Annotated in this window: 15 protein-coding genes and 2 pseudogenes; 14 read left to right on the top strand and 3 right to left on the bottom strand. The window is 68.7% G+C overall.

What is annotated here, in order from left to right; all coding sequences use genetic code 11:
• Positions 1 to 94 (top strand): annotated as a pseudogene (locus ABZS64_RS36490) (cysteine hydrolase); the annotation flags it as partial.
• 26 nt (positions 95 to 120) lie between these two features.
• On the opposite strand, the gene ABZS64_RS36485 reads toward ABZS64_RS36490, so the two are convergent.
• The gene (locus tag ABZS64_RS36485; protein WP_355839052.1) at positions 121 to 4,425 is read right to left on the bottom strand and encodes an FG-GAP-like repeat-containing protein; all 4,305 of its coding nucleotides are present in this window, start codon (positions 4,423 to 4,425) and stop codon (positions 121 to 123) included.
• 731 nt (positions 4,426 to 5,156) lie between these two features.
• Between ABZS64_RS36485 and ABZS64_RS36480 the strand changes: the two genes are divergently transcribed.
• The 6 genes and pseudogenes from ABZS64_RS36480 to ABZS64_RS36455 all read left to right on the top strand — a co-directional run bounded on the left by ABZS64_RS36480 (position 5,157) and on the right by ABZS64_RS36455 (position 14,800).
• Positions 5,157 to 11,027: an RHS repeat-associated core domain-containing protein gene (locus ABZS64_RS36480; protein WP_355839050.1), complete on the top strand. Its 5,871-nt coding sequence runs from the start codon at positions 5,157 to 5,159 to the stop codon at positions 11,025 to 11,027.
• 251 nt (positions 11,028 to 11,278) lie between these two features.
• Positions 11,279 to 11,662: a hypothetical protein gene (locus ABZS64_RS36475; protein ID WP_355839047.1), complete on the top strand. Its 384-nt coding sequence runs from the start codon at positions 11,279 to 11,281 to the stop codon at positions 11,660 to 11,662.
• Positions 11,663 to 11,770: 108 nt separating this feature from the next.
• Positions 11,771 to 12,148 (top strand): hypothetical protein, encoded by a 378-nt coding sequence (locus ABZS64_RS36470; RefSeq protein ID WP_355839045.1) that lies wholly within the window; start codon positions 11,771 to 11,773, stop codon positions 12,146 to 12,148.
• Between the two features lie 98 nt (positions 12,149 to 12,246).
• Positions 12,247 to 12,395, top strand: a pseudogene (locus tag ABZS64_RS36465) (transposase); the annotation flags it as partial.
• Positions 12,396 to 12,549: 154 nt separating this feature from the next.
• Positions 12,550 to 13,923 (top strand): VCBS repeat-containing protein, encoded by a 1,374-nt coding sequence (locus ABZS64_RS36460; protein WP_355839041.1) that lies wholly within the window; start codon positions 12,550 to 12,552, stop codon positions 13,921 to 13,923.
• 292 nt (positions 13,924 to 14,215) lie between these two features.
• Positions 14,216 to 14,800: a Uma2 family endonuclease gene (locus ABZS64_RS36455; RefSeq protein ID WP_355839039.1), complete on the top strand. Its 585-nt coding sequence runs from the start codon at positions 14,216 to 14,218 to the stop codon at positions 14,798 to 14,800.
• Between the two features lie 82 nt (positions 14,801 to 14,882).
• Here the strand turns inward: ABZS64_RS36455 and ABZS64_RS36450 are convergent, their stop codons facing one another.
• Positions 14,883 to 15,947: a mechanosensitive ion channel family protein gene (locus tag ABZS64_RS36450; RefSeq protein WP_355839037.1), complete on the bottom strand. Its 1,065-nt coding sequence runs from the start codon at positions 15,945 to 15,947 to the stop codon at positions 14,883 to 14,885.
• A gap of 248 nt (positions 15,948 to 16,195) precedes the next feature.
• Here ABZS64_RS36450 and ABZS64_RS36445 point away from each other — a divergent pair, with 248 nt between their 5' ends.
• A complete protein-coding gene (locus ABZS64_RS36445; protein WP_355839035.1) occupies positions 16,196 to 16,732 on the top strand; it encodes an HNH endonuclease in 537 nt (178 codons plus the stop codon).
• A 58-nt stretch (positions 16,733 to 16,790) separates the two neighbouring features.
• On the opposite strand, the gene ABZS64_RS36440 is transcribed toward ABZS64_RS36445, so the two are convergent.
• Positions 16,791 to 19,736, bottom strand: coding sequence for a beta-N-acetylglucosaminidase domain-containing protein (locus tag ABZS64_RS36440; protein WP_355839033.1), 2,946 nt, complete (start codon positions 19,734 to 19,736; stop codon positions 16,791 to 16,793).
• A gap of 242 nt (positions 19,737 to 19,978) precedes the next feature.
• Between ABZS64_RS36440 and ABZS64_RS36435 the strand changes: the two genes are divergently transcribed.
• The 6 genes from ABZS64_RS36435 to ABZS64_RS36410 all read left to right on the top strand — a co-directional run bounded on the left by ABZS64_RS36435 (position 19,979) and on the right by ABZS64_RS36410 (position 25,415).
• Positions 19,979 to 20,173, top strand: a complete 195-nt coding sequence (locus ABZS64_RS36435; RefSeq protein ID WP_266476309.1) for a hypothetical protein — start codon at positions 19,979 to 19,981, stop codon at positions 20,171 to 20,173.
• Positions 20,174 to 22,336, top strand: coding sequence for a 4-alpha-glucanotransferase (gene malQ, locus ABZS64_RS36430; protein WP_355839031.1), 2,163 nt, complete (start codon positions 20,174 to 20,176; stop codon positions 22,334 to 22,336). It begins immediately after the preceding gene.
• 23 nt (positions 22,337 to 22,359) lie between these two features.
• On the top strand, positions 22,360 to 22,590 hold the full coding sequence (locus tag ABZS64_RS36425) for a hypothetical protein (protein WP_355839029.1): 231 nt from the start codon (positions 22,360 to 22,362) through the stop codon (positions 22,588 to 22,590).
• 245 nt (positions 22,591 to 22,835) lie between these two features.
• Complete coding sequence (locus ABZS64_RS36420) at positions 22,836 to 23,765, top strand: DMT family transporter (protein ID WP_355839026.1); 930 nt, start codon at positions 22,836 to 22,838, stop codon at positions 23,763 to 23,765.
• A 98-nt stretch (positions 23,766 to 23,863) separates the two neighbouring features.
• Positions 23,864 to 24,442 carry a dihydrofolate reductase family protein gene (locus tag ABZS64_RS36415; protein ID WP_355839024.1) on the top strand — a complete coding sequence of 193 codons (579 nt, stop codon included), beginning with the start codon at positions 23,864 to 23,866 and terminating at the stop codon, positions 24,440 to 24,442.
• A gap of 64 nt (positions 24,443 to 24,506) precedes the next feature.
• Positions 24,507 to 25,415, top strand: coding sequence for a LysR family transcriptional regulator (locus ABZS64_RS36410; protein WP_355839022.1), 909 nt, complete (start codon positions 24,507 to 24,509; stop codon positions 25,413 to 25,415).
• The last annotated feature ends 178 nt before the right edge of the window (positions 25,416 to 25,593 follow it).

Raw genomic sequence — 25,593 nt, 5'->3', positions numbered from 1 at the left:
GCTGGCCAGAGCCCGCAAGGCCGGCGCGAAGGTCATCCACATCATCAACGACGGCGGCGAGGGCACCCCTTACGACATTCGGACCGACATCGGCGCTGCCGGGACCAGGTCGGGTTGGTGTCAGTTGTAGGGCTTGAAGAACCTCGTGGAGGCGTAGACCCACTGAGCGGACAGGGCTGTGTAGCCGGCCAGCCCGCCGTTGAACATGGCGTCGGGCCTAGCGGTCCAGGTCCACATCTTCACGGATCCGTCCGACAGATGGTGCATCGCGCCGATGTCGTCGCGACCGTCGCCGTTGTAGTCACCGATGACGAGCTGGCTGCGCTTGATGTCCCAGTTGCCAGCAGCACTGGCGAGGGTGACGAAGGCGGAGCCGAACTGGTTCTTGCCGTTCACCGTGGTGGAGAGAATGGTGGAGACCTTGTCGCTGCCGTCGGGGGAGTCGTACCAGATCATGGCGTCGTCGCGGCCGTCGCCGTTGAAGTCTCCGGCGTGCGGCGTGGATCGATTCCAGTCCAGCGCGGTGCTCTCCCACCACACCTCCGGTGCCGCGAAGCCTCCGGTGGGAGTGGTGAGGAAGGCGTATGTCTTCACCGAGTTGTCGCCCTGGCCGTAGAACACGCCGAGGTCGTCGCGGCCGTCGCCGTTGAAGTCGCCGGTCACGAACTTGGTGCGAGCCCGGGACCAGGTGCCGCTGGGGGCGGACCAGGTGTCGAAGGGCGCATTGAACTTGCCTGTGACGGCGGCGGTGAAGGTCCACAGCTTGGTGGTGCCGTCGGGGTAGGCGTACCAGACGGCAAGGTCGTCGCGGCCGTCGCCGTTGAAGTCACCCGCCTGCGGCGTCATATAGCTGGTGTGCATCCGGCCGGGCGAGGAACTCCAGGATTCGAAGGGTGTGTTGAAGCCGCCGTCGGCCTTACCGAAGGCGGTCCACAGCTTGATGCTGGTGTCGCTGTACCCGTACAGCGCCGCCATGTCACCGCGGCCGTCGCCGTTGAAATCCCCGGTCACGAACTTCATGCTGTTCGCTTCCCAGGCCCCGATCGCGGCCGTGAAGGACTTCAGCGGGTCCTTGAACGACCCGTCCGAATTGGTGAGCAGCGTGTAGGTCGCGTCGCTTCCCGCGCTGAAGTCGTACCAGAGCCCCATGTCGCTGCGGCCGTCGGCGTTGTAGTCGTGCCGGGTCACCGTCCCGCTGCTCCACAGGGACTGGCCCTTGGCGTTGTAGACCACGAGGTTGCCGCGGTCTTGGAGGAGGGCGTAGCCCTCGGCTGCGCTGGTCTTGGACTCCCACAGCACCGTGCTGCCGTCGGCCTTGTAGACCACGAAGTTGCCGTTGGACTGCATGACGGCCTTCGCGCCGGTGTTCCCGGAGGTTCCGGTGGACCACAGCGGCTTGCCGGCGTTGGAGGTGACTTCCAGGTTGCCGTCGTCCTTCATGGTGAGTTTGGCCGAGCGGGAGGTGTACGACTGTCCGGCGGTCAGCGTGGTTCCGGCCGGGATGCGGGCTCCGCCGGAGGCACCGTCGATCGCGAAGTAGGGGTCGAAGGAGAAGACCGAGGCGGTGACCTTGCCGGGCCAGCCGATCATGGTGTTGTCGGTCTTCCGGGCCCACAGGTCTGCGATGCTGTCGCCGGTGACGTCGCCGACGGAGCCCATGGCCGGGAACACGGCGGCGGGGTATCCGGAGCCGATCTTCACGCGACTGCTCGTGTTGCCCCAGGTGGTGGGGTCGAGGCGACCGTCGGGGCCCTTCTTGCCGTAGGAGCGCAGGATGTCTCCGGTGGCGTTGTCGCGCAGCCACAGGTCGGCGATGGTGTCGCCGTTGAGGTCGCCGGGTGCGATGACGGTGAACTTGTCCCAGTCTCCGCTGCCCACGAGGACGGGTTCGCGAATGGTGTCGAGGGTGTAGCCGGCGCGGTTGCCGTAGTACGCCCACAGCTGCTTCCCCTGCTTGACCAGCAAGTCGGGCTGGGTATCGCCATTGAGGTCGCCGGGGGTGACGATCTGCTCGGCGTTGTGCCAGTGGTCGTCGCCGGTCCAGTCGTCGCCGTAGTCGCAGCCGGTCTCCGGGTCCTTCACGGGGCAGGCGACGGTGAGCTGGGTGTATTCGTCGCGGATGACTCCGGTGCCGTTGTTGGGGTACGTCCAGAGCTTCTTGGTCTTGTCGATGCCGTCGTACTCGAGGGAGACGAGGTCGTTGTAGCCGTCTTGGCCCCAGTCGCCGCGGGAGTCGACCTGATTGCCTTCGAAGGACTTGCCGCCGTTGGTGGCTGAGGCAAAGTCACCGTTGCCCTGGCCGGCGTAAGTCAGCAGAGTGCCGTTGGAGTCGATGCTCCAGATGTCACTGATGGTGTCGCCGTTGAGGTCGGTCGGTCCGTCGCGGTCCAGTGAGCGGCCGGCGTAGTAGATGTAGGTGGCGGTGTCCGACCGGTTGCCCGCCTTGTCGACGCTGAAGGCATAGACGAAGTGCGGACCGTAACTCGGTGGCTTGAAGGTGTCAGTGGCGGTACCCCCTGCAGCGACGGTGATGTGGTTCACCTGGGGGTTGAAGTCCGTGTACCAGCCGTATTCGACGGCGTCGGTGACGCCGTTGGGAGTGAAGGTGAAACTGCCGGGAGTGCGGGCCTTGCCGGTGGTGGTCGGCCAGCCGTTCTCACCGTTGGGGAACTCCGCGGAACTGATGACCGGGGGCTGGCTGGGCCGGGTCCGGTCGACAGAGAACTTGCATGTGGCGGACCACGCGGAGTAGGCGCCGTCCTGGTCCTTCGCGCGGACCTTCCAGGTATAGCTGTCGGTGGGCAGGTCGCCGTCGGGGACCACGTACGTGGCGACCTTGCCCTTGGCGGCCGGGATGGACTTTGTCACCGTCGGCGTGGTGGCGCCGGTCTTGAAGATCTGGAATTCGGCACTCAGGTTGCCGGCGTCCTTGTCGTCGATCTTGGCGTAGATGCTCACCCGGGTGTTGCCGATTGCCCCGCCGGTTTTGCAGTCGCTCTTCGGGTTGGTGCCCAGACCGCTGGGCGTCTTAGGCGGGTTGTTGTATGTGGTCTCCAGGACTGCGGTCTTGGCGTCGAACTTCTTCCAGCCGAACGTGTCGGTCTCATCGGAGGCGTACAGGCCGAGGTTGAGGCTGGACCAGTTCTTCGACGCGGCCTCGCGGACCTTGGCGGTGGTGTCGAACTCGAGATTGCCTGCGGCGCAGTCCTTGCTCCAGCCCTTGGCGTCGTCGACGGTGTAGAGCTTGGAGTACTTGGCGGGCTGCTTGTTCCAGGTGGTCTTGGAGGAGATTCCGCCGACGTGCCACAGCTCCACGGGCCGGTCCTGGCACGACCAGGACCAGGTGTTCTTGATCCGGAAGGTAGAGGTCTTGACCTGGGCGCCCTTGATGTTGGACGTGTCCAGCTGGAAGAAGGACCGGGACAGGCCGTTGGTCTCGTTCTCGTAGCCGACCCGGACGACCTCCTTGGTGTTCCAGAAGGAGGTGTTGGGGTACTTCTTGTAGACGCGGGTCCAGTTCTGCCGCTTGCCCCAGGCCCAGGACGGGTCGAGGTAGACCGGGTACTTGGTATCTGCACCGGTGAGCAGCGCCTGGTCGGGCTTGATCTCCAGCGTGTCACCGGAAACGGTGGTGGGCATCTGGGCGTCCTGCGCACCCGGCGCGGGCTCGAAGGCGTCCGTGGGCGTCTCCCCCTCGCCCGCGGTCAGAGCGGTCCGTTCCACCGGAGCGGCACCACCTGAGGTAATGGAGGTGGAGTCCCACATCAGCGGGGAGGGGCTGGTGAACACGGTCTCGCCAGCCGGGTTGACGGCGGTGACACTGCCGGTCTCCGCATCGGTGGACACGGACACGCCGACGGTGTCCAACTTGTACTTCAGCGAGGCGAGTTCGGGGTTCGCGGCGGCCTGGGCGGTCTTGACCACCAGCAGCTGGGAGAAGCCCTCGACCTCGGCCTTCAGCTGCAGGTCCACCCCGGGCAGCACGTCGGCATAGGTGGCCACGTTCTCGTTCAGCGTGGGCTGGGGCAGTGGCTTGGGCCACGAAAGGGAAAGCGTCCGGCCGTCCTTGACGCCGGACAGCAACGGCCCGCTCCCACCACCGGAGAAAGCCACGGACACGGTGGACGCCTTCGGCACCACGGTGCCGTCGGTGGCGAACGCCAGCGTCGGGTCGGTGGCGATCCACGCTCCGCCCCGCAGCATCCGCACCGGCGTGCCGTACCGCTTGACCGACCACGAACCGTCCGGCAGGGCCCACGTGTCGGTGGACTCGGTGCGGGCCGAGGTCAGCTCGAAGGGCTGACCGGTGGCCTGGGCCTGCTCGAGCGCGTAGTCCTCCTCGCTTTTCGACCCGTCCGCGACTGGATCCGCGGATACGGCCGAAACGGCCTGAGTGGGCGCCGCGGAGGCAGGAAGCCCCAGCAATCCGGAAGCTATAATTCCGCCTGCCAAAGCAACCGATATTGCGCGCGTCAGCCACGGTCTTCTGGGCAAGCCGCCACTCGTTGACATATGCACCGCACCATCCTTTGTGTGTGTCAGGTATTCGCGGCGACTCTATATACGTGCAGGGGTGCGAGGAATCCATTTGGAGCCCGGCCGGTCGGTTGTCCCGTATTTCAGTATCTAGGCGATCTTGCCTTGATTAAGGTGTTTGTGCCGGTTTATGGAATGGCTGTGACCTGCTACTTTGTGATGATCAAGGTGCGAAACTGAATACTTGCCGAGAATGCGCCATTCCGGTCCCTTTTTCTGTGTGCGCGGGACGCCTGAAGAAAGTTGACGCCTTCCTCGTTTTCCGCTGCTAGTCTTCGGCGGTCTTTTTGGATTTGCTCAAGGGGTGGGGCGTGAGTCGTTTCGGAATGCGTGGGCTGGCGGCAGCTTTGGCTGCAGCGGTCATGGTGGGGGTGCTGCCGGCAACGGCCGTAGCCACGAATTCGGATGGAGGAATTCCGCTTCCAAAGTTGAAACAGCCGAAAGCAGTGCCGGTCGAAAGAGTGAAGGCCGGCGGCGCCAGGAGACCCGACGCGGCGGCGGCCCACTCCTGGAAGGCCTCGCCGAAGGTCGCCTGGCCTGCGCCCGGGACTGCCGGGGTTGCTCCGGCTGGTGCCGGGGCTGCAACGCGTGCGGGGAAGCTGCCGGTTTCCATTGCGGCGGTGCCCGGTAAGACCCGTGCCGCGGGGGAGGCCCTTGGCAAGGTGAAGGTGTCGGTGGCTGACCGGGACGCGGCGCGCAAGGCAGGAGTCGAGGGGCTTTTGCTGTCGGTGGGTCGCGCGGACGCCGTGGCCAAGGCGGGCTCTGCTCGTGTCGAGGTGGACTATTCGTCGTTCCGGGGTGCGTATGGCGGTGACTGGGCGTCCCGGCTGCGACTGGTGCAGCTGCCCGGGTGCGCGCTGACGACACCAGCGAAGGCGAAGTGCCGCGTACAGAAGCCGCTGGAGACGAGGAACGACACCAAGGCCGGCACGCTATCGGCGCCGGTTGGCGTGACCGGCCTGACGGTGTTGGCCGCAGCGGCGGGAGCCGAGGGTCCGACGGGCGACTACAAGGCCACGTCCCTGCAGATGACAGGTTCGTGGAGCGCCGGCGAATCGACGGGCGGCTTCGCCTGGTCACACCCGATCGGCGTGCCGGCGGTGCCGGGTGGCATCCAGCCGAAGATCTCGCTCGACTACTCCTCGCAGGGCGTGGACGGCCGTACGGCCGCCTCGAACAACCAGCCCTCCTGGATCGGTGACGGCTGGTCCTGGGAGCCGGGCTTCATCGAGCGCCGTTACAAGTCGTGCAACGACGACAAGACCGACGCCACGAACACCACCAGGGTCGGCGACATGTGTTGGTATAACGACAATGCCACCATGTCACTGGGCGGCAAGTCGACCGAGCTGGTGTACGAGGCGGGCAAGGGCTGGCATCCCGCGTCTGACTCGGGTGAGAAGGTCGAGAAACTCACCGGCGCGGCCAACAATGACCAGGGCACGGCTGACGTCGACGGGGTGGGTGAGCACTGGAAGATCACCACGACCGATGGCACCCAGTACTTCTTCGGCCTGAACCGGCTTCCCGGGTGGAAGGACAACGGCACCGCGGCCGACGATCCCGTGACGAACTCGGCGTGGACCATGCCCGTGTTCGGTAACCAGGCGGGCGAGCCCTGCTACAACTCGTCGTTCGCGAAGGGTTGGTGCCAGCAGGCCTGGCGCTGGCAGCTCGACTACGTGGTCGATCCGCATGGCAGCGCCATGGCGTACTACTGGAAGTCGGAGTCCAACAACTACGGCCGCAACGTCTCGGAGACCACCGGCGACTCGACCGCCACCTCCTACATCCGCGGCGGCTACTTGGACCACATCGACTACGGCCTGCGGTCGTCCTCGGTCTACACGACAAAGGCCATGGGTCAGGTGACGTTCGACGTCAGCGAGCGCTGCCTGAGCAACTGTGGCACCTTCGACGAGGCCAACGCCGCGAACTGGCCGGACGTCCCGTTTGATACCAACTGCAAGGACGGTACGGAGTGCAAGGACAATTTCTCGCCCACGTTCTGGTCGCGTAAGCGGCTTGCCGGCATCACCACGAAGGTGTTGACCGGCGGTGCGTACAAGGACGTCGACTCCTGGGCGCTGGCGCAGGACTTCCCGGCCTCGGGCGACGGAGTGTCCACTCCGATGTGGCTGAAGTCGATCACACGCACCGGAAAGGCCGGCGGCACGGCCGGGCTCCCTCCTGTCACCTTCGCTGGCGAGCAGCGGGCCAACCGCGTCGACAAGACCGGCGACGGCCTGGCCCCCTTCATCCGGCTGCGGCTGTACCAGATCACCACGGAGACCGGCGCCACGATCGGTGTCACCTACTCTCAGCCCGACTGCACTGCTTCGACACTGCCGCCGGCCGACGGTACGAACACCACCCGCTGCTACCCGGTGAAGTGGGCGTACGAGGGCAATGACGCCAAGCTGGACTGGTTCAACTCGTACGTCGCCACCCAGGTGACCGAGGGCGACAACCTGGTCGAGTCCCCGGACAAGGTGAGCACCTACTCCTATGTAGGCGGGGCGGGCTGGGCGAAGAGCACAGACGAGTTCACCAAGTCCGAGGACCGGACGTACTCCGTCGCGCGCGGCTACGAGCGGGTCCAGACCCGCGTGGGCGCCGCCTCCGACCCCAGGACCCTCACCGAGAGCCGCTACTTCCGCGGGTTCGACGGAAAGAGCGTCGAGGACTCCGCCGGCGATCCCGTCGCGGACCGCGAGGAGTTCGCGGGCATGCTCCGCGAGAAGGCCACGTACAACGGCGATGACACGAACAAGCTCGTCTCCGCGACTTCGTACACGCCGTGGCGCTCGGCGCTGGTCGCCCATCGCAACCGGACCGGTCTGCCCGACCTGGAGTCGTACAAGACAGGAATGGAGCAGGAGTCCACCCGCACCACTGTCACCGGAGGCACTCGGACGACCGAGCTGACGCGTCATTTCGACGCCTACGGCATGGTCGACTCGGTCTCCGAGACCGGCGACACGGGTAAGATCGGCGACGAGAAGTGCGCCGCCACCAGCTACGCCCGCAACACCACCAGCTGGATCCTGGACAAGGTCAGCCGGGTCGAGACGGTGGGGGTCACCTGCGGCGCGACGGTCGCACGCCCCGCGGACGTCATCGACGACGTCCGCACGTACTACGACGGCGGCGCCTTCGGCGCGGCGCCGGCCAAGGGCGATGTCACCAAGACGGAACGCATCAATGGAGCGGGCAGCGGCTACGACGTCGTCTCCTCCACGCCGGCCGCGGATTTCGACATCTACGGCCGCGGTCGCTCGGTCGCGGACGCGTACGGCAAGGTGACCACGACCGAGTACACGCCTGTCACGGGCGAGGCGCCGACCAGCGTGCTGGTCACCAACCCGCTCGGCCACGCCGCCACCACCACCATGGATCCGCTGCGCGGCCAGCCCACCCAGGTCTCGGACGCCAACGGAAAGATGACCACCACCGCCTACGACGCGCTGGGCCGGACCACGAAGGTGTGGCTGCCGACCCGTTCGGCAGTGACCTACCCTGACTCGCCGAACCAGATCTTCGAGTATCTGGTCCGCAACGACGGACCGGTCGTCATCACTACCAAGACCTTGACCCACGACTCCAAGTACAACGCCAGCTACGCCATATCCGACGGTCTGCTGCGGGCCCGCCAGACCCAGCAGGAGTCCCCTGACCGCTCCGGACATCTGGTGACCGAGACGTTCTACGACACCCGCGGCCAGGCCTGGCGGACCTCCGGAACTTTCTACGCCGAAGGCCCGGCTGAACCTGTCCTTGTCACCGGTCAGGAGCTGAAGTACCCGGCATCTACCGACACCGATTTCGACGGAGCCGGCCGCGTCACCGCCGTGATCTCGAAGCGGTTTGGCGACGAGACCAAGCGCACCACCACCAGCTACACCGGTGACACCGCGACCACGGTCCCACCGCAGGGCGGCACCGCGAGCACCACTGTCGTGGACGCGCTCGGCCGGACGGTCGAGCTGAAGCAGTACACGGATTCGGGCCGCACAACCTCCCAGTCCACGCTGTACAGCTTCGACAAGCTCGGCCGGATGGGCGGGCTCACCGACCCCTCCGGCGCCAAGTGGACGTACACATACGACGTTCGCGGCCGCCAGACCCAGGTCGACGATCCAGACAAGGGCACGACCAAGACGGTCTACGACCGGGGTGACCGCGCCACGGACGTGACCAGCGTCGGCCGCAGCATCACGCTGCACACCGACTACGACCAGCTGGGCCGCAAGATCGCCCTGAAGAAGGGCACGACAACGCTCACGTCGTGGGAGTACGACACGGTCGCCAAGGGCCAGTTGTCCAAGTCCACGCGGTGGATCGGGGGCAAGGCCTACGAGTCAGCAGTCACGTCGTACAACAGCCTGTACAAGCCCGTTGGTACGCAACTCACCATCCCGGACAGCGAAGGAGCGCTCACCGGCGTCTACAAGTGGATTACCTCCTACAACCTCAATACCGGTCAGGTGATGTGGACCCAGCATCCGGCCATGGGAGGGCTGGCGGCCGAGAAGGTCACCAACACCTACAGCCCTGTCATCGGCCTGCTGAAGACCGTCGGCGCCGGAACCGACCCGCTCGTCTCTGACAGCACGTACGACCACTACGGCCGCAACACCATCCAGAAATACGGTGCCTTCGGTCAGAGCCTGACGGTCTCGAACACCTATGACGACCACACCAACGCGCTGACCGACACTTACCTCGACCGGGACACCGCGCCGCAGCGGATCGAGGACGCGCATTACGGCTACGACGCCGCCGACAACATCACCTCGGTCTCCACCTCGTACGGCCAGGACGCGGCCCGCACCACCGACACGCAGTGCTTCGGCCTGGATGCGTTGGGCCGGATCGAGGAGGCGTGGACCAACTCGGGTGAGAAGTGCGCCGCAGCGCCTTCGGCCGCGGTCGTCGGCGGGCAGGACGCGTACTGGACCACGTACACGTATGACGCGCTGGGCAACCGGAAGACGGAGACCCAGCACAAGACGGCTTCAGGGCCAGCCGCCGACACCGTGCGCACCTACGCGGCGCCGACCGCCGGGACGCACGACCTGCCGAAGGTCACCCAGACAGGCACCAACGCGCATGACGAGACCTTCACCTACGACGAGGCGGGCAACACCGCGACGCGCAAGATCGGCAGCGCGGCTACCCAGACCCTGACTTGGAACGACGAGGGCCACTTGGCTGCGGTCACCGAAGGGACGACGGAGACCAGCAGCTACGTCTACGACACCCAGGGGCAACGGCTGATCCGCAAGGACGCCACGGGATCCACCCTCTATCTCCCCGGAGGCAATGAGCTCCACCTGAGCAAGGCGGGCGTGGTCACCGGAACTCGCTACTACTCGGCCGGCTCGAAGATCGTCGCGATGCGAACCGGGGGCAAACTGACCTTCACGCTGTCCGACCACCATGGCACGGGCACCACGCAGATCACGGCCGATGCCACCCAGGCGGTGACCCGTCGCAAGACCACGATTTTCGGCGGTGCACGCGGTACCCAGCCCTCCGGATGGACAGGTGACAAGGGCTTCGTCGGCGGTACGAACGACACGGCCACCGGCCTGGTCCTCCTGGGGGCGCGCGAGTACGACACGGCACTTGGCCGGTTCATCTCGGTGGACCCGCTGTTCGTGACGGACGACCCGCGCCAGCACAACGCGTACACGTACAGCAACAACAACCCGGTCAGCCTCACAGACCCGGCGGGTACGGAGATCGGCTCGCCGCCGAACTCGTGCCTGTACGACCTGAAGTACTGCTCAAACGAGACCCAAAAGGGGGTCGGCTACGACCCGAAAACGGGCACGGTGACCCCGCCGAGCAGTGGTGGCGGCGGCAGCACCCAGCCCTCGACGCGGCACTTTTGCGACGGCTGCACCACCGTGCCGCCCAAGATGCCCAAGGGGGTGATCGTGCCATCTGGCGGGACCGATGTTCTCTGGTCCACCACCACGTGGGTGCGTAACGACTACTTCACCGACTACACCACCGCGGGCATGCTCGACACTTCGGAAGACAACGTGGACGTCACCTTCGCGTACAGCGAGCAGGCCATGTACGCGGCGGCGGAGCAGTTCACCGACAAAATCGGGTGGTCCGCGGGGGTTTCAGGAAAGATCAAGGCCGGCATCCCGATGCTGGCAGAGTCCGAGCTGGGGGTAACCCTCGGTGTCAACGGTGACTACACCTGGACCAACGTCGACACTAAGACCCGCAGCGCGACCGTGACCAAGACGGTGCCGAAGAAGGTGAAAGCCGGTGATCACTTCGGTCTGTCGCCTCATGGCGTCATAGACACGTACATGACCACCTACTACCACGCGGACGGGCGGACGAGCAGCAAGACTTGGGGCACCTTCGACCTCACGTCCTGGACTCCGGTCACCTACTCGGAGATCCCGCAGAACCGCGTCTCCATCAACGCGCAAGTCCTCAAGACTGGGAGTACGCCGTTTTGACAGTTAGCCCCAGGCAGGCCCTGGTCCGGTGGGCGGTCCTTCCGGCCGCCTGCGTCGTCCTCGCCGGTTGCGGTCCACAGGAGACGCAGCCGACAGCCGGAGCGGATCCTGCTCCCTCCCGGTTGCAGCCGTCGGCGAAGCTGTCGGAGGAGCCCGACCTGGATCAGCGGGAGGGGGAGCTGCTCGCCCAGGCCAACGGGATGGGAGAAAAACCCACAGCCGCCGGTGTCAGCAGGGTCGCACTACCAGGGGTGACGGCCTTTCTCTGGGAATCGGTGAAGGGACATGTCTGCCTCGGGGAATCCGAGCTCTCTGGCGGGCTGCGGGCAGTCAAGTGCAGCGAGACGAGAGGGGTGAAGCCGAAGGGCGACTCGACGCTGGCCGCTCTGTTCGGACCGGGAACGCTGAACGAGGGGGCGCGGGTCGTCATGGTGGCCGACCCCGGGGAGAAGGTGGTGTCCGTCAAGTACCAGAAGCAGAAGATGGATTGGAAATTCATCAGAACGCTGTCGCCGGCCACGTCGGGCCGGGACGTGTACTACGTGACCCTGCCCGACTTCCCGGACGACTGGCTCAACGTAGCCGTGCGTGTAGGCGGACAGGAGAAGGCCGACCGGCTTTGGCTCGGTTGGTGATCCGCTAGGCGTCAGGCAAGACGACGGCGGGGACCGCGACTGGCCCCCGCCGTTCGTCTTGCCCAGAGCCGAACTTGAACTGGCACGGTCCGAAGGCCACGACCGCTGTTGAAGCTAATCGAGCATCGACCAGTAGAAGAGGCCCCGGGCAGGCTGAGCGGACGGAGGTGGATCGATCAAGTCCGCTTGCTGGGGCTAGAGTGCGCCGACGGGCTTCGTTCAGACGTCACTGGCATCTTCGACGCTGTTGCGACCACCCTCGGTGATCCGTCCGACACATCCGGCAGGCTCAAGCTGTACATCGACAGCACCCCGCAGGTGGCAAGCCCGCACGCCGGGCTCACGTCGCTGGCGCAGGGCCGCGGCGTCGACGGCGGCAGCTTCGACCACTACCTTCCCGGCAGCCTGGACCGCTTGCGTATCTGGAGCGGCGCAATGTCGGCCGACGGGCTCTGGCATGTACCCGAGCCGCAGACAGTCGGCTGACCTCTGATGACACGGACGTGGGAACGGGCGCCTGCTGTAACGGAGGTGCCCGTTCTCGGTCTCGTGAGCTACTTTGACAGGTTCGCCGGAGGTGCGTTAAGTGGGTCGTCGAGCGCACCATCGCATGGCTTCAGGGATTCCGCCGCCTCCGCGTCCGATTGGGAACGACGCGATGACATCCACAACGCCTTCCTCGGCACCCGCCACCTGCCTCATCACCCACCGACACGTCCAACGCCTTTGCTAGGACCTCTTACGGGCTCCACGGAGACACTGCCGGAACCGATGAGGCGAATCCGCCGGACCTCGTGCTGCAGCAGCGGCGGGTGGAGTCGTACGCTCCTGCTGTCTCACTGTGCATCAGGAGGGGAAACAGGGTGGGGAAGACAGGAAGAATCAGGTTGGCGACCGCAGTTGCCGTGGCATGCGCCGCTGTGACGGGCTCGGTCGTCATGCCTGCCGAGGCCGTGGCGAAGCCCATTGCCGCGCCGGCGGATTTCAACGGGGACGGCTACCAGGACCTGGTCGTCCCGGCACCCAGGGCACAGGTGGGAGGCAAGACCGGCGCGGGGGCGGTCGCCGTCCTCTACGGCTCCAGGACGGGGGTGTCCACGGTGCGCAAGGTCGTCATCACTCAGGACTCCGTCGGCGTGCCGGACGCCGCGGAGGCTGGTGATCTCTTCGGTGCCTCGACGGCGTTCGCCGATCTCGACAAGGACGGCTACAGCGATTTGGTCGTCGGAGTGCCCGACGAGGACCTCGGCAGCGCCGTGGACGCCGGCGCAGTCACCGTCCTGTGGGGTGGCAAGAACGGTTTGGCCGCGGCAAGCGCGCTGCCCGTGACGCTCGTCAAGGGCGCCCGGTACGGCCTGGATGTCGCCGCAGTGCGCGACAGCGGTGGCGCGCGCGTACTGGTCGGCGGCTACGACGGATCGATCGAATTCAGCGGCACCTTCGCACGCGACGGCTCGGTCAGCACGAAATCGCCGAACTGGGACACGCCCTCGGTCGGCGTCACCGACTACCTGGTGCGCGGCGACGGACGCGCGGCGCGGATCATCACCTCCGTCCGGGTCGGTGGCTACAGCGGCGGCCTCGTGTACGTCGACCCCACAAGCCCCGGCGTCCCGTTGCCCATTGACGGTACGACCACCGCTGTCGGGGATGTCAACGGCGACGGCTACAGCGACCTTGTTGTCGGCGACCCCGACGAACCGATCAGTGGCACCCACGGCCACAAGGGCGGTCAGATCACCGTCTGGTACGGCGGCGAGAACGGTCTCGCGGCAACACCGGTGCGTATCAGCCAGGACACGGCCGGCGTCGTCGGCACGTCGGCGAAGTACAACGGGTTCGGCACTGCCGTTGCCGTCGCCGATCTGAATAGGGACGGTCTTGGCGACATCGTCGTCGGCGTGCCCGGACAGACGCAGAACGGCAAGGGGCGTGCCGGAGTCGTCGTCATCGTCCCCGGCACGAAGGCTGGCACGCCCGGCGCCGGCTCGTACCAGCTCTCCCAGGAGACCGCGTCGGTGCCCGGGGTGTCGGAACCGGGCGACGGGTTCGGTACCACGCTCGCGGTCGGCGACGTCAGGGCGGACGGTCGTCCCGACGTGATCATCGGTGCGGAGGGTGAGGACAGCTACCGCGGCGCGGTGTGGGTCCTGCCAGGCAGCTCCACCGGCCCCACCGGAAGAGGCAGCGTAGAGCTGACCGCCGGGAAGCTCGGAGTGGCCGGGGACATCCCCTGGGTGGGCGGCTTCCAGCCGTCGTGAGCTCCGGCCACGCCCCGCCCGCGTGATGCGGCGGGGCGTGGAGGGCTGCGACCCGGCGATTGGGGATCAGGGTCGGTGGGGCGTCAGCCGCACGTGGAGCGGGCACCCAGGCCAGCTGCAGCGCCCGTTCTTATACGCCGTCCTACTCCCTCCGGTTGGAAGCCGGTATTCGCACGTCGGCGGGATCGGAAGCGTTCGTCGGGTCTGGGTGGCTCACCTGGGGAAGCTCTGCGGCGGGACGGCTGGCTTCCGTACTCTGGGGGCAGGTCCCGCGAGAGCAGGAGGAGGCGCCGTGACCGTGACTGCTGATCGGCCGCAGATGCTGCCGGAGGAGTTCGAAGCCGCATCGCGTGCCCTGGCACGTGAGGTCGAGGGGCTGAGGGCAGAGTTCATTCACGGCAAGATGGGGGTCAAGCCGGTGCCCGACGGCGATCACGAGCGCATCATTCAGTGGCTCACCAGGATCTGCATGCAGCACCGGCCGGAGCTGTGGCTCTCGACGGGACAGGGTTTGAGGATCGAGACCTACCGGAAAGGCCACGCGCGTCCGGATGGCACCTTGGCCGATGCGGAAGCGTTCGTCGGTGCAGGCGAGTGGGCCGATCCCGAGCCGGTGCTCATGGCTCTGGAGATCACGTCGTACGACACCGACACGGATCGGCGCGACCGCGTGGAGAAGCCGCGTGCCTACGCCGAGACCCGGATCCCCGTATACCTGCTGATCGACCGCGACTCCTGCGAGATCAAGGTCCACAGCGAGCCTGACGGTGTCCGCTACGAGCATGTTCTGACGGTGCCGTTCGGCAAGGTGGTCACGCTGCCCGACCCGGTCGGGATCACACTGGATACCGAGCCGCTCAAGAGCTGGGTTCGCTGAGGCAGCGGCGGCAGACGGACGGCGATACGCGCGGAAAGGCGCCCCGGCCGCAACGGCCGGGGCGCCCGTTCCCTTACGTCTCCTACTTCGACATGTTCGCCTGCTGCCCGATCGGCGTCGCCGCCAGTGACTGCGGCGACGTCGGGCTGGCCAGGGCCGAAGGCGCCGCCATCCCCGCCGTCGGGTCCGTCGTCACCGACTCCGCCGCCACCGGAGGCATACCGCCCACGATGCGGATGTCCGCCGCGTCGAAGGCCTGCTTGATGCGCCAGCGCAGTTCGCGTTCCACGCCCAGTGCCTTGCCCGGCATCGTCTTCGCCGCGACCCGGACCGTCATCGAGTCCAGCAGCACCTCGTTCAGGCCCAGCACCTCGACCGGGCCCCACAGGCGCTCGTTCCACGGCTCGGACTTCGCCAGTTCGTCCGCGACCTCGCCGATGACCTGGCGGATGCGGTCCAGGTCCTCGGTCGGGCGGACCATCACGTCGACCGACGCCGTCGCCCAGCCCTGGCTGAGGTTGCCGATGCGCTTGATCTCGCCGTTGCGGACGTACCAGATCTCGCCGTTGTCGCCGCGCAGCTTGGTCACGCGCAGGCCCACCTCGATCACCTCGCCGGAGGCGACGCCCGCGTCGACGCTGTCACCCACCCCGTACTGGTCCTCCATGATCATGAAGACGCCCGAGAGGAAGTCGGTGACGAGATTGCGCGCGCCGAAGCCGATCGCCACGCCCGCGACACCCGCGGAGGCCAGCAGCGGTGCCAGGTCGATCTTGAAGGCGCCCAGGATCATCAGGCCCGCGGTGCCGAGAATCACAAAGGAGGAGACCGAGCGGAGTACGGATCCGATGGCCTCGGAGCGCTGACGGCGGCGCTCGGCGTTGACCAGCAGGCCCCCCAGGGCCGTGCCCTCCACCACCTGGGCGGAGCGGTTCATCCGCTCTATCAGCTTGGTCAGGGCGCGGCGCACCAGCATCCGCAGCACCAGCGCGACCAGCAGAATCAGGGCGATACGCAGGCCGGTGTTCAGCCAGGTGGACCAGTTCTGCTCCACGTAGCCCGCGGCGTCTCCTGCCTGCTTGGCGGCCTCGTCGAGCGAGACCGGCTCGGGAGACGGGCCGGCGGCCAGTAGGACGGAAAGGGACACGAGGGGAACCTCCAGGCATTGCGGTGGCAGACCAACCACCCTAACGGGGCATCCGGTGTGCTCCGTTGCGGTGTTCGAGGGAGAGACGAGGCTCACCTGGGGATGAACTGGTCGAAGGCATGTGGTCCAAAACACCTCGAGCCCGTTACCTGCACGTGGTGGCGCTCGGACCTGGCATGAGGAGACACTGAAGAGCAGATCGTCCCGGCGCGAGCCACGCGCCGCCGGCGTACAAGGAGGCATCCACCGTGCCGCACGTTCTGGTCCTCAATGCGTCGTACGAGCCCCTCGGCGTCGTACCGCTTCGCCGCGCGCTCATCCTCGTCCTGGAGAACAAGGCTCTCTGCCTCGAGGAATCCGGCGCCTTCATGCACAGCGCGACCCGTGTCATCGCCGCACCCAGCGTCGTACGGCTGAAGCGGTTCGTGCGGGTCCCCTACCGGGGGCCCGTTCCTCTCACCCGCAAAGCACTCTTCGCCCGCGACGGCGGGCGCTGTATGTACTGCGGTGGCGTCGCAACCAGCGTCGACCATGTCATTCCGCGCAGCCGCGGCGGACAGCACGCCTGGGACAACGTGGTGGCGGCCTGCCGCCGCTGCAACCATGTCAAGGCGGACCGGCATCTGCGTGAGCTGGGGTGGCGGCTGCACCATCATCCCGCCCCGCCGAGCGGGCTCGCGTGGCGCATCATCGGGACCGGGCATAGGGACCCGCGCTGGCTGCCATACCTGCAGCCGTACGGCGCGGACGACGCGATGGCCCGGATCGACGGCATTTCTGCCTAGGACCCGGGCCTTCGTCGTCCCTCGCGCCGGTCGGTCCTCACGGAGCCGGCCGGCGCCCTCACTCCGCTACTGCGTACGCCTCGACCGACCACAGTGAGTAGCCGTACTGCGTTGCCCGCGCATCGCCCTGGACCCGGACGAAGCGGGTGTCGCGGCTGTCCATACGGACCGTCTCGCGCCCGCCCGCGCTGTCGCCGACCGTCGCGGCCGTGCGCCAGGTGCGGCCGTCCGCCGAGACCTGGATGCGGTACTTCGTCGCGTACGCGTCCTGCCAGTGCAGCACCACCTGGCCGAGCCGGGCCGGGCGGGCCAGCTCCAGCTGCCACCAGGCGCCGTCCTCGGGGGGTGAGGACCAGCGGGTCTTCGGGTCGCTGTCGATTGCCGAGGCCGCCGGGAAATCGGCCGTCTCGTCGCCGGACGAGGAGGCGACGGAGCCGGCGGCGCGCGCGAGGTCGGGGCCTGCGGTGCGCGGGTAGGCGCGCACTGTCAGCGTGCGTTCCTGGCCCGCGAAGGACAGCGGCACCTGGTACTCCCCGGCCGGTGTGCCCGCCGGGACCGTGACCTCGACCGGCACGGTCGTACGCAGCCCGCGCGGCACCGTCGTCTCCTTCGGCACCGTCACCCTGATGCCCGCCGGGGCCTTCGCGGTGATCGCGCCCCGCACCTCGGCCGGGCGGCGCGCGGTCAGCCGGACCCCGGCGTGCTGCGGGCCGCCGCCGATCTCGGCGTCCGTCTCGCCGCGTACGAGATCGAGGCCCGCGAGGGGCTCGTCCGCGAACCAGGGCACCAGGGACCGTACGGCGACGGGCTTCGCCCCGGTGGACGTGATCCGGACCGCGTCCACCCGCAGGCCCTTGGCGTCCGCCTGGGTCCAGCCGCTCGCCGAGAGGGGGGCGAGAGGGCGCCAGCCCTGGCCGGGCACGTGTGCTTCCAGGCTCCCGGAGCTCGCCTGGGCGGCGGACGGCTCGGTCATCGCCGTCACCGCCGCGACCGGCCGGGGCCGGTCCAGCCACACCGTGTCCTCGCCGGCCGTCTTCTTGAAACGGTCTGCGCCGGTCCACGTCGCCGACTCCTTCGCGGCCCGGTCCAGGAACGGACCGAGCACGCCCTTGCCGACCGTCGCCCGGCTCGCCTTCAGGGCCGTGCGCAGCGGCTCCAGGTCCAGCGACGCCCGCCAGGCCGCCACGCCGTCCCCGCGTACCTGCGCCTGGAGCATGTCGACGGACAGCTCGCCCGCCCGGCCGTAGCGCGCCAACTGCTCCAGCCACGGCCGTACTTCGTCGTCGAGGCGCCCGTCGGCGGACTGCTTCAGCCGCTGCGGGGCCTCGCGCATCACGGTGAACGCGGCGCGCAGCGATGCGGCGGCCCGGTCCCTGGCCGCCGCGTCCGACGTCGTACGGGAACGCCAGAACTCCCGCAGCAGCGGCTGCAGATACCCGGACTCGGCGGGGCTGAGGATCGACGAGGAGTGGTTTCCGGCGAGCGCGGTCAGCGCCTCGCGGGTCCTGGTGTCGCCGCCCGCGAGATCGTTTATCGCGGCCTGCCAGGACTCCTGGGGGCGGTAGCCCTTCGGGTTCCAGGCGTAGTCGGCGGCCGTGAACAGCGGGATGCGGGAGGCGGACGCCTGCTCCATCGCGTTCGCGAGCAGCGCGGCGGAGCCGATCGCGACGGCGGGCTCGCGGCCCGTGTAGGGGCCGAGGAATATCCGGTCCTGCGCGTAGTCGTTGACCGGGTAGTTGTCCATGGTGACGAGCGGATGCTTGAACACGTCGCGGGCACCGGCCAGTTCGCTTCCGGTGATGGTGCGCGGCACCACGCCGATGCCCGTCCACGCCACCTGGACCCGGCCGTCCAGCTCGCTCGCGAGCGCCCGGCGGTAGTCGGTGGCGCCGTCCTGGTAGTACTCCGTCGGCATCAGCGACAGCGGCTCCGCCCCCGGATACCGGTCGGCCAGATGCGCGGCCACCGCGCCCGCGACGCGCGCCTGTGCCCTGGCGGCCGCCCCGGGGCCCGAACCGAATGCGTCCGCGTCCTTGCCGCAGTGCCACTCGCTGTAGCTGACGTCCTGGAACTGCAGTTGGAAGGCGCGTACACCCAGCGCCCACATCGCGTCGATCTTGCGGGTCAGCGCCTTGATGTCGCCGTCGTCCGCCAGACACATCTCCTGCGCGGGGGACACGGCCCACGCGAGCGTGATGTGGTTCTGGCGGGCGCGCTCGGCGAGTTCACGGAACTGCGCGCGCTGGGCGGCGGGGTACGGGTCGCGCCAGCGGGCCTGCCGGAAGGGGTCGTCGCCGGGCGCGTACAGATAGCGGTTCTGCTTGGTGCGCCCCATGAAGTCCAGCTGCGCCAGCCGCTGTTGATGGCTCCACGGCTGACCGTAGAAGCCTTCCGTCATGCCGCGTACGGCCGTACCCGGCCAGTCGCGTACGAGAACTCCGGCGACCGTCGCCCCGTCGGCGCGCGCGCCCGTCTTCCGCCCGATCAGCTGGCGCAGCGTCTGCACGCCGTGGAAGAGACCGTCGGCGCCGACTCCGTCGAGCGCTATCGTGTCGCGGCCCTGGATCTGGCCGACGGCGATCCGGTAGCCGCCGGAGGGGAGATCGGCGCGTTCGCGTGCCCGCAGGGCGCGCAGCGCGTCCTGCGCGCCGCTCCCGCCGACGCGTACAACGGGTCCGCGGCCGGGCAGCTCGGTGTGCAGGGTCCTGACGCCGGACGCGCGCAGCAGCTCCTTCAGCCGCTCCACGGCGTACGGATCGGCGCCACGGTCCGCCACGACGGTCGCCTCGTCGCCGAGCAGTATGGACGGGCCGGCGGCGCGCATCGTCTGCGGGCGCGGCCAGACCGGGGGCAGTGGCGACTGGCCTTCGGGGTCCTCGGCGGTGCGGGCGGGGGAGCCCGGGTCGTCGGGGGCCGCGGGCGCGCCGTGCGCGCCGCCGAGCAGGCTGCCGATGACGGCGACCGCGACGGCTGTCGCGGTGCGCCTCCTGCGCGCGAGCCGCACGCCCGCCTCCCCTCGTCTCCCCTGTCATTCCGGTCGGTTTCGAGCCCACCACCACCACACGGAGGGTGTCAATGCAGGTGGCCGTTCTGCACCTTTTGCCTGATGCGATGGGTGATTTGATCCAACTGCCGCACAGGGAACGGAATGTGACGCGGAACACGTTGACTGATCGTGTACGTCTGCGGTCGCGCCCACTGGGTAGGGCTGCTGTGTCCCGATACCGTCCGTCAGGAGTGACCGCCATGGCCGCATCCGCACACCTTCTGCTCTCTGCCCTGTCCAAACAGGTCCCGGGCCCCGGCCCGCTGACCAGCGAACCCCCGCTCGCCGACGCCGCCCCGCTGACCAGTGAGCCGCCGCTCGCCGAGGCCGCCCCCCTCACCAGCGAGCCGACGGCCCCCGGGACGGCCGGCGGCACGGAGTCCCCAGGAGTCTGAATGGGCCTTGCCCGGCTCGCCGCGCTGCACGGAGTCGCCACCGCCTACGCGCCCTCGGAGGGCGTGAGCGTGCCCGTCCCCGACGCCACGGTCGTGGCGGTCCTCGCCGCCCTCGGCGTCGACGCCTCGACCCCATCGGCGCTACGGGACGCCCTGGCCCGCGCCGAATCCGCCGCCGCGGAGCGGCTGCTGCCGCCGACGGTGGTGCTGTGGTCCGAGGGGCATGTCCCGGCGGCCCTGACCGGGCTCCCCGCAGACACGACGGTGCGCGTCGAGCCTGAGGACGGCGCCGAGCCCTGGCCGCACTCGGTTGCGGAGCCCGGACCGGGACGGGATTCCGGTCCGGGACGGTTTTCCGGGCCGGACTGGGCGGAACTTCCCCTCGGCGTACACCAGTTGTACGCCGAGGCTCCCGACGGGCGCACCGCCCGCTCGACCCTTGTCGTCGCGCCCGCCGCGGTGCCGCAGCCGGAAAGCCGCTCCCACGGCTTTCTCGTACAGCTCTACTCCCTGCTCTCCGCCCGCTCCTGGGGCATGGGCGACCTCGGTGACCTCGCCGAGCTCGCGACCTGGTCCGGCCGGGCGCTCGGAGCCGGTTTCGTACAGGTCAACCCGCTGCACGCGGCCGTCCCCGGCGCGCCCACCGACCCCTCGCCCTACCGCCCGTCCTCGCGCCGCTTCCCCGACCCCGTCCATCTGCGGATCGAGGACATTCCGGAGTGCGCGTACGTCGGCGCCAGGGACCGGCAGCGGCTTGAAGAGCTGCGCGAGAAGGGGGCCGGGCTGCGCGAATCGGTGCTGCAGAAGGGCGCGTTGATCGACCGGGACGCCGTCTGGGCGCTCAAGCGCGAGGCGCTGGAGATCGTGCACCGCGTGCCGCTCGGGCCAGGCCGTCGCGCCGACTACTGCGACTTCCTGGCCGAGCAGGGCCGGGCCCTGGAGGACCACGCCACCTGGTGCGCCCTCGCCGAGGTGCACGGCTCCGAGTGGCACAACTGGCCCGCAGCCCTGCGGGACCCGCACTCGCCGGAGACCGCCCGGGCCCGGTACGAACTGATGGACCGGGTCGACTTCCACAGCAGACTCGCCTGGCTGACCGACCGGCAACTGGCCGCCGCCGGACTGGCCGCGCGCACGGCGGGCATGGGTGTCGGGATCGTCCACGACCTGGCCGTCGGTGTGCATCCGGGCGGTGCGGACGCCTGGGCGCAGCGGGATGCCTTCGCCGCCGGAATGTCGGTCGGCGCGCCCCCGGACGCCTTCAACGCCCGCGGCCAGGACTGGGGCCTGCCCCCCTGGCGGCCCGATGTGCTGGCCGCGTCCGGTTACGCCCCGTACCGCGGGCTGCTGCGCGGCCTGCTCCACAACGCGGGTGCGCTGCGCATCGACCATGTCATGGGCCTGTTCCGCCTCTGGTGGGTCCCGGAGGGCAGTCCGCCCACCGACGGCACCTATGTCCGTTACGACGCCGAGGCGATGCTCGCGGTCCTCGTCCTGGAGGCCCATCGCGCGGGAGCCGTCGTCATAGGGGAGGACCTCGGCACGGTCGAGCCGGGGGTGCGCGAGGCCCTGACGCGCCGCGGTGTGCTCGGCACCTCGGTGCTCTGGTTCGAGCGCGACTGGGCGGGCACGGGCCGCCCGCTGCCGCCCGAGCGGTGGCGTGAGGACTGCGTGGCCACGGCGACCACCCACGATCTGCCGTCCACGGCGGCCCGGCTCACCGGCGAGCATGTGGCGCTCCGCCACCGCCTCGGCCTGCTCACCCGCCCCCTGGACCAGGAGCGCACGGAGGACGCGGCGGACGTCGCCGAATGGCTGGACCTGCTCGGCCGACTCGGCCTGCTGCCCGAGGGAAGGGACGACGAGGAGGGGCGGATCCGGGCCGCGTACCGCTTTCTGCTGCGTACGCCCGCCCGCATGGTCGGCGTCTGGCTGCCGGACGCGGTGGGCGACCGGCGCCCGCAGAACCTGCCGGGTACCTGGGACCAGTACCCGAACTGGCGACTGCCGGTCGCGGACGCCGACGGCCGCCCGGTGACCCTGGAGGAGCTGGCGGCCTCGCCCCGGCTGCACGGGCTGATGGAGATCTTCGGCCCGCGCCCTGAAGCGCCCCCAGAACCTGGCCCCGAACCTCGTACGGCACCCCCGGACGCGCGGCCCTGACAGCCGTTCGCTACGTTGGCACCGTGGACAAGAAGAACGCTTTGCGCGCCGGCGCCGTCGCGGCCGGTACGACGCTGATGATGCTGCTCCTGTCGTCGCCCGCGCTCGCCGTGACCCGCGACGACGGCGACGACCCGGGCCAGGGCCTGAGCGTGGCCGAGACGCTGGGCCTGTATGTGGCCGCGCCGCTGGGCCTCTTCGTGCTGATCGCGGGCCTGGTCATGGTTCTCGACAAGTCCAAGAAGCAGAGCTGACCGGCTCGACCGGCACTTAGCTCCACCTGGTTTTCCTAGGGCGCTCCGGGGTGTGTACGCACCCCCTGGGGCGCCCTTGTCATGCCCCGACGGCGGACAGCCCCGCGCCGACCTTTCCGGTCACCTTTCAGTTCTCCTTCAAGTAATCGTCGAAAAGATTCGATGGACCTAAGCGTTCCCTCGCTGCCACGGTAGATCCACAAGCGAGAGAACCCCCGGTCGGGGGAGAGGGGCAAGGGGTACCGATGGCAGTCCTGGACCGCGTCCGCAGCAGTGAGGCGACCACCGCGAGGCGGGTGCGACGGGGCTCCGGCCCCGGGCTCCTGCTCGCCGCCGTCGCAACGGTCGTCTGGTCGGGGAGCTTCGTCGCATCGCGTGCCCTCCACGATTCCGTCCCGCCGGTGCAGGCAGCCTTCTGGCGCTGGATCATCGCGATCATCGCCGTCGCGCCCTTCGCGATACGGGAGACCTGGCGTCAACGTGCCCTGATCCGGCACCACTTGGGTTACATCACGCTCGCCGCACTGCTCGGCGTCACCGTCTACAACACCCTCGTCAACCAGGCCGGTCTGACCACTCCGGCCGGCAACATGGGCATGATCATGGCCGCGTCGCCCGTGCTGATGGCGGTCTACGAACGTATCGGCGGGCAGCGGCTCGGAGCGCGGCGTCTGGTGGGAATGGCCGTCGCCTGCACGGGAGTTCTGCTGCTCGTCGGCAAGGGGTCCCTCGCGATGGACTTCACTGCCGGTGACCTCTGGATGTTCGCGGCCGCGCTCAGTTTCGCCTCGTACAGTGCACTGCTGCGGCGACGGCCCGCCGAGATCGGCGGACTGGCCTTCCTCTTCATGACGTTCGTGCTCGGCGCGCTGATGCTGGCGCCGGTGTTCGGTGCCAGCCTCGCGCTCCAGGGCGGCTTCGAGCCGACGGCCGGGACGGTGGGGCCGCTGGTGTACGTCGGCGTCTTCTCGTCCGCCGTCGCCTTCTTCGCCTGGAACAAGGCGATCGCGGTGATCGGTGCGGCGCGGGCCGGGGTCGTCTACTACCTGCAGCCGGTGTGCGTGGCAGGTCTCTCCTTCGCCCTGCTGGGCGAGTCGACCGGGCCGATGCCGATCCTGTGCATGGGGCTGATCCTGGGCGGAGTGATGCTGGGGGCGGCGGGCCGGGTCAAGTGAGGCTCCAGGAAAGGGTCTTGCGTAACCACTACAGGTGGAGCACTATGGCTGTCGTGGCTGGAACCCCGGCTGCCAGGGACCAATGAATGAGGACCAGCTTGCGAAAGCTCGTGTACTACATCGCCGTGTCCATCGACGGCTTCATCGCCGCCCCGGACGGGGACGGCGACGTCTATCCGATCAGCGAGGAGTTCACGGCCTACGCCACGGCCGAGTACCCCGAGACGCTTCCCTCGCACGTCCGTCCGCTGCTCGGCATCGAGAAGGCGGCGAACGTGCACTTCGACACCGTGGTGATGGGGCGCAACACCTATGAGCCCGCGCTCCAGATCGATGTCACCAGTCCGTACGCGCACATGCGCCAGTACGTCGTCTCGCGCAGCCTCAAGGAGTCACTCGACCCGGCCGTGGAGATCGTGTCCGGTGACATCGTCGCGAAGATCCGCGAGCTCAAGGCGGAGGACGGCGATCTCGGGATCTACCTGTGCGGCGGGGCCGACCTCGCGGGGCAGTTGCGCGACGAGATCGACGAGCTGCACGTGAAGACATATCCGGTGGTGCTGGGGGCGGGTGTCCCGGTGTTCTCGGAGAAGTACGACGCGATGAACTTCGAGGTGCAGAGCAGCCGGGTCTTCGACAACGGGCTGATCTTCACGACGTACGCGCGGAAGCGGTGACCGCGGGGCCGCGGCGGGGCCGGTGCTGACCGCCCGGCCGCGGCGGGGCCGATAGCGTGCGGCCATGACCGAGTGGGACATCAAGAAGCTCCAGATCCTGCGCACGCTGAGCGAGCGGGGGACCGTGACGGCGACGGCCGAGGCGCTGCTGATGACCCCCTCGGCCGTGTCGCAGCAGCTCTCGAATCTGGCCAAGCAACTCGGCGTACCGCTGCTTGAGGCGCAGGGGCGGCGGGTGCGGCTCACCGACGCGGCGCATCTGGTGCTGCGGCACGCGGAGGCGGTCTTCGCCCAACTGGAGCGGGCGGACGCGGAGTTGACCGGGTATCTGCGGGGCGAGGCGGGGGAGGTGCGGGTGGGGGCCTTCTCGACCGCCGTGCCCGCGTTGGTCGTGCCTGCGGTACGGCAGCTGAGGGAGGCGCATCCTTCGCTGGAGGTACGCGTGAGGGAGGCGGAGGCGGCGGAGGCGTACGAGCTGCTGCTGTCGGGGGACGTGGATGTCGCGCTGTCCCTGGCGGCGCACGCGCCGACGGCCCGCGACCCGAAGTTCACCCGGGTCCCGCTGCTTGCGGACCCTCTGGACGTGGCCCTGCCCGCCGGGCACCCGCTGGCGTCCGCTGCCGGGCTGCGGCTGGCGGACCTGTCCGGCGAACCGTGGATCTTCGGCGGCAGCGGGCCGTGGTCGGAGATCACGCTGACGGCGTGCGAGGCGGCGGGTTTCGTGCCGGAACAGGCGCACTCGGCGGCGGGCTGGACGGCGATCCTGGCGATGGTGGAGGCGGGGATGGGGGTCGCGCTGGTCCCCCGCATGGCGGCGGAACGCGGGGACCGGGCGGGCGTGACGATGCGCGTCCTGAGCGCGGACCAGCCGCGCCGCCATGTGGTGGCGGCGGTGCGGAGGGGCGCGGAGGAGGGGCGGGGGGTGGCGCGGGTGGTGGGGGCGTTGAGGGGGGTGGCGGCGGCGCGGGCGTGACGCCTGCGGCGCTGTTCCCCTACCCCGCCCCTTCCCGAACTGGGGCAAGCCCCCAGACCCCCGCGCCCGCTTCGCGGCGCGAACTAGGGCCTGTCGTTCGGATCTTGCCGGGCTCGCGTGCCCTGGCACGCACTCCCCCGTAGCCCTTCGGGCACGGGAGGTGCCCCCACGCTGCGTT

This window comes from Streptomyces sp. NPDC005408, from assembly GCF_040606445.1.
Classification (GTDB): domain Bacteria; phylum Actinomycetota; class Actinomycetes; order Streptomycetales; family Streptomycetaceae; genus Streptomyces.
This window is presented reverse-complemented; position numbering and strand designations above follow the sequence as displayed.

Bases quoted from the DNA above. Each gene is read 5' to 3' on its own strand.
- ABZS64_RS36435 (WP_266476309.1), top strand. From the start codon at position 19,979: ATGGCCGCATCCGCACACCTTCTGCTCTCTGCCCTGTCCAAACAGGTC.
- malQ (WP_355839031.1), top strand. From the start codon at position 20,174: ATGGGCCTTGCCCGGCTCGCCGCGCTGCACGGAGTCGCCACCGCCTAC.
- ABZS64_RS36420 (WP_355839026.1), top strand. From the start codon at position 22,836: ATGGCAGTCCTGGACCGCGTCCGCAGCAGTGAGGCGACCACCGCGAGG.
- ABZS64_RS36410 (WP_355839022.1), top strand. From the start codon at position 24,507: ATGACCGAGTGGGACATCAAGAAGCTCCAGATCCTGCGCACGCTGAGC.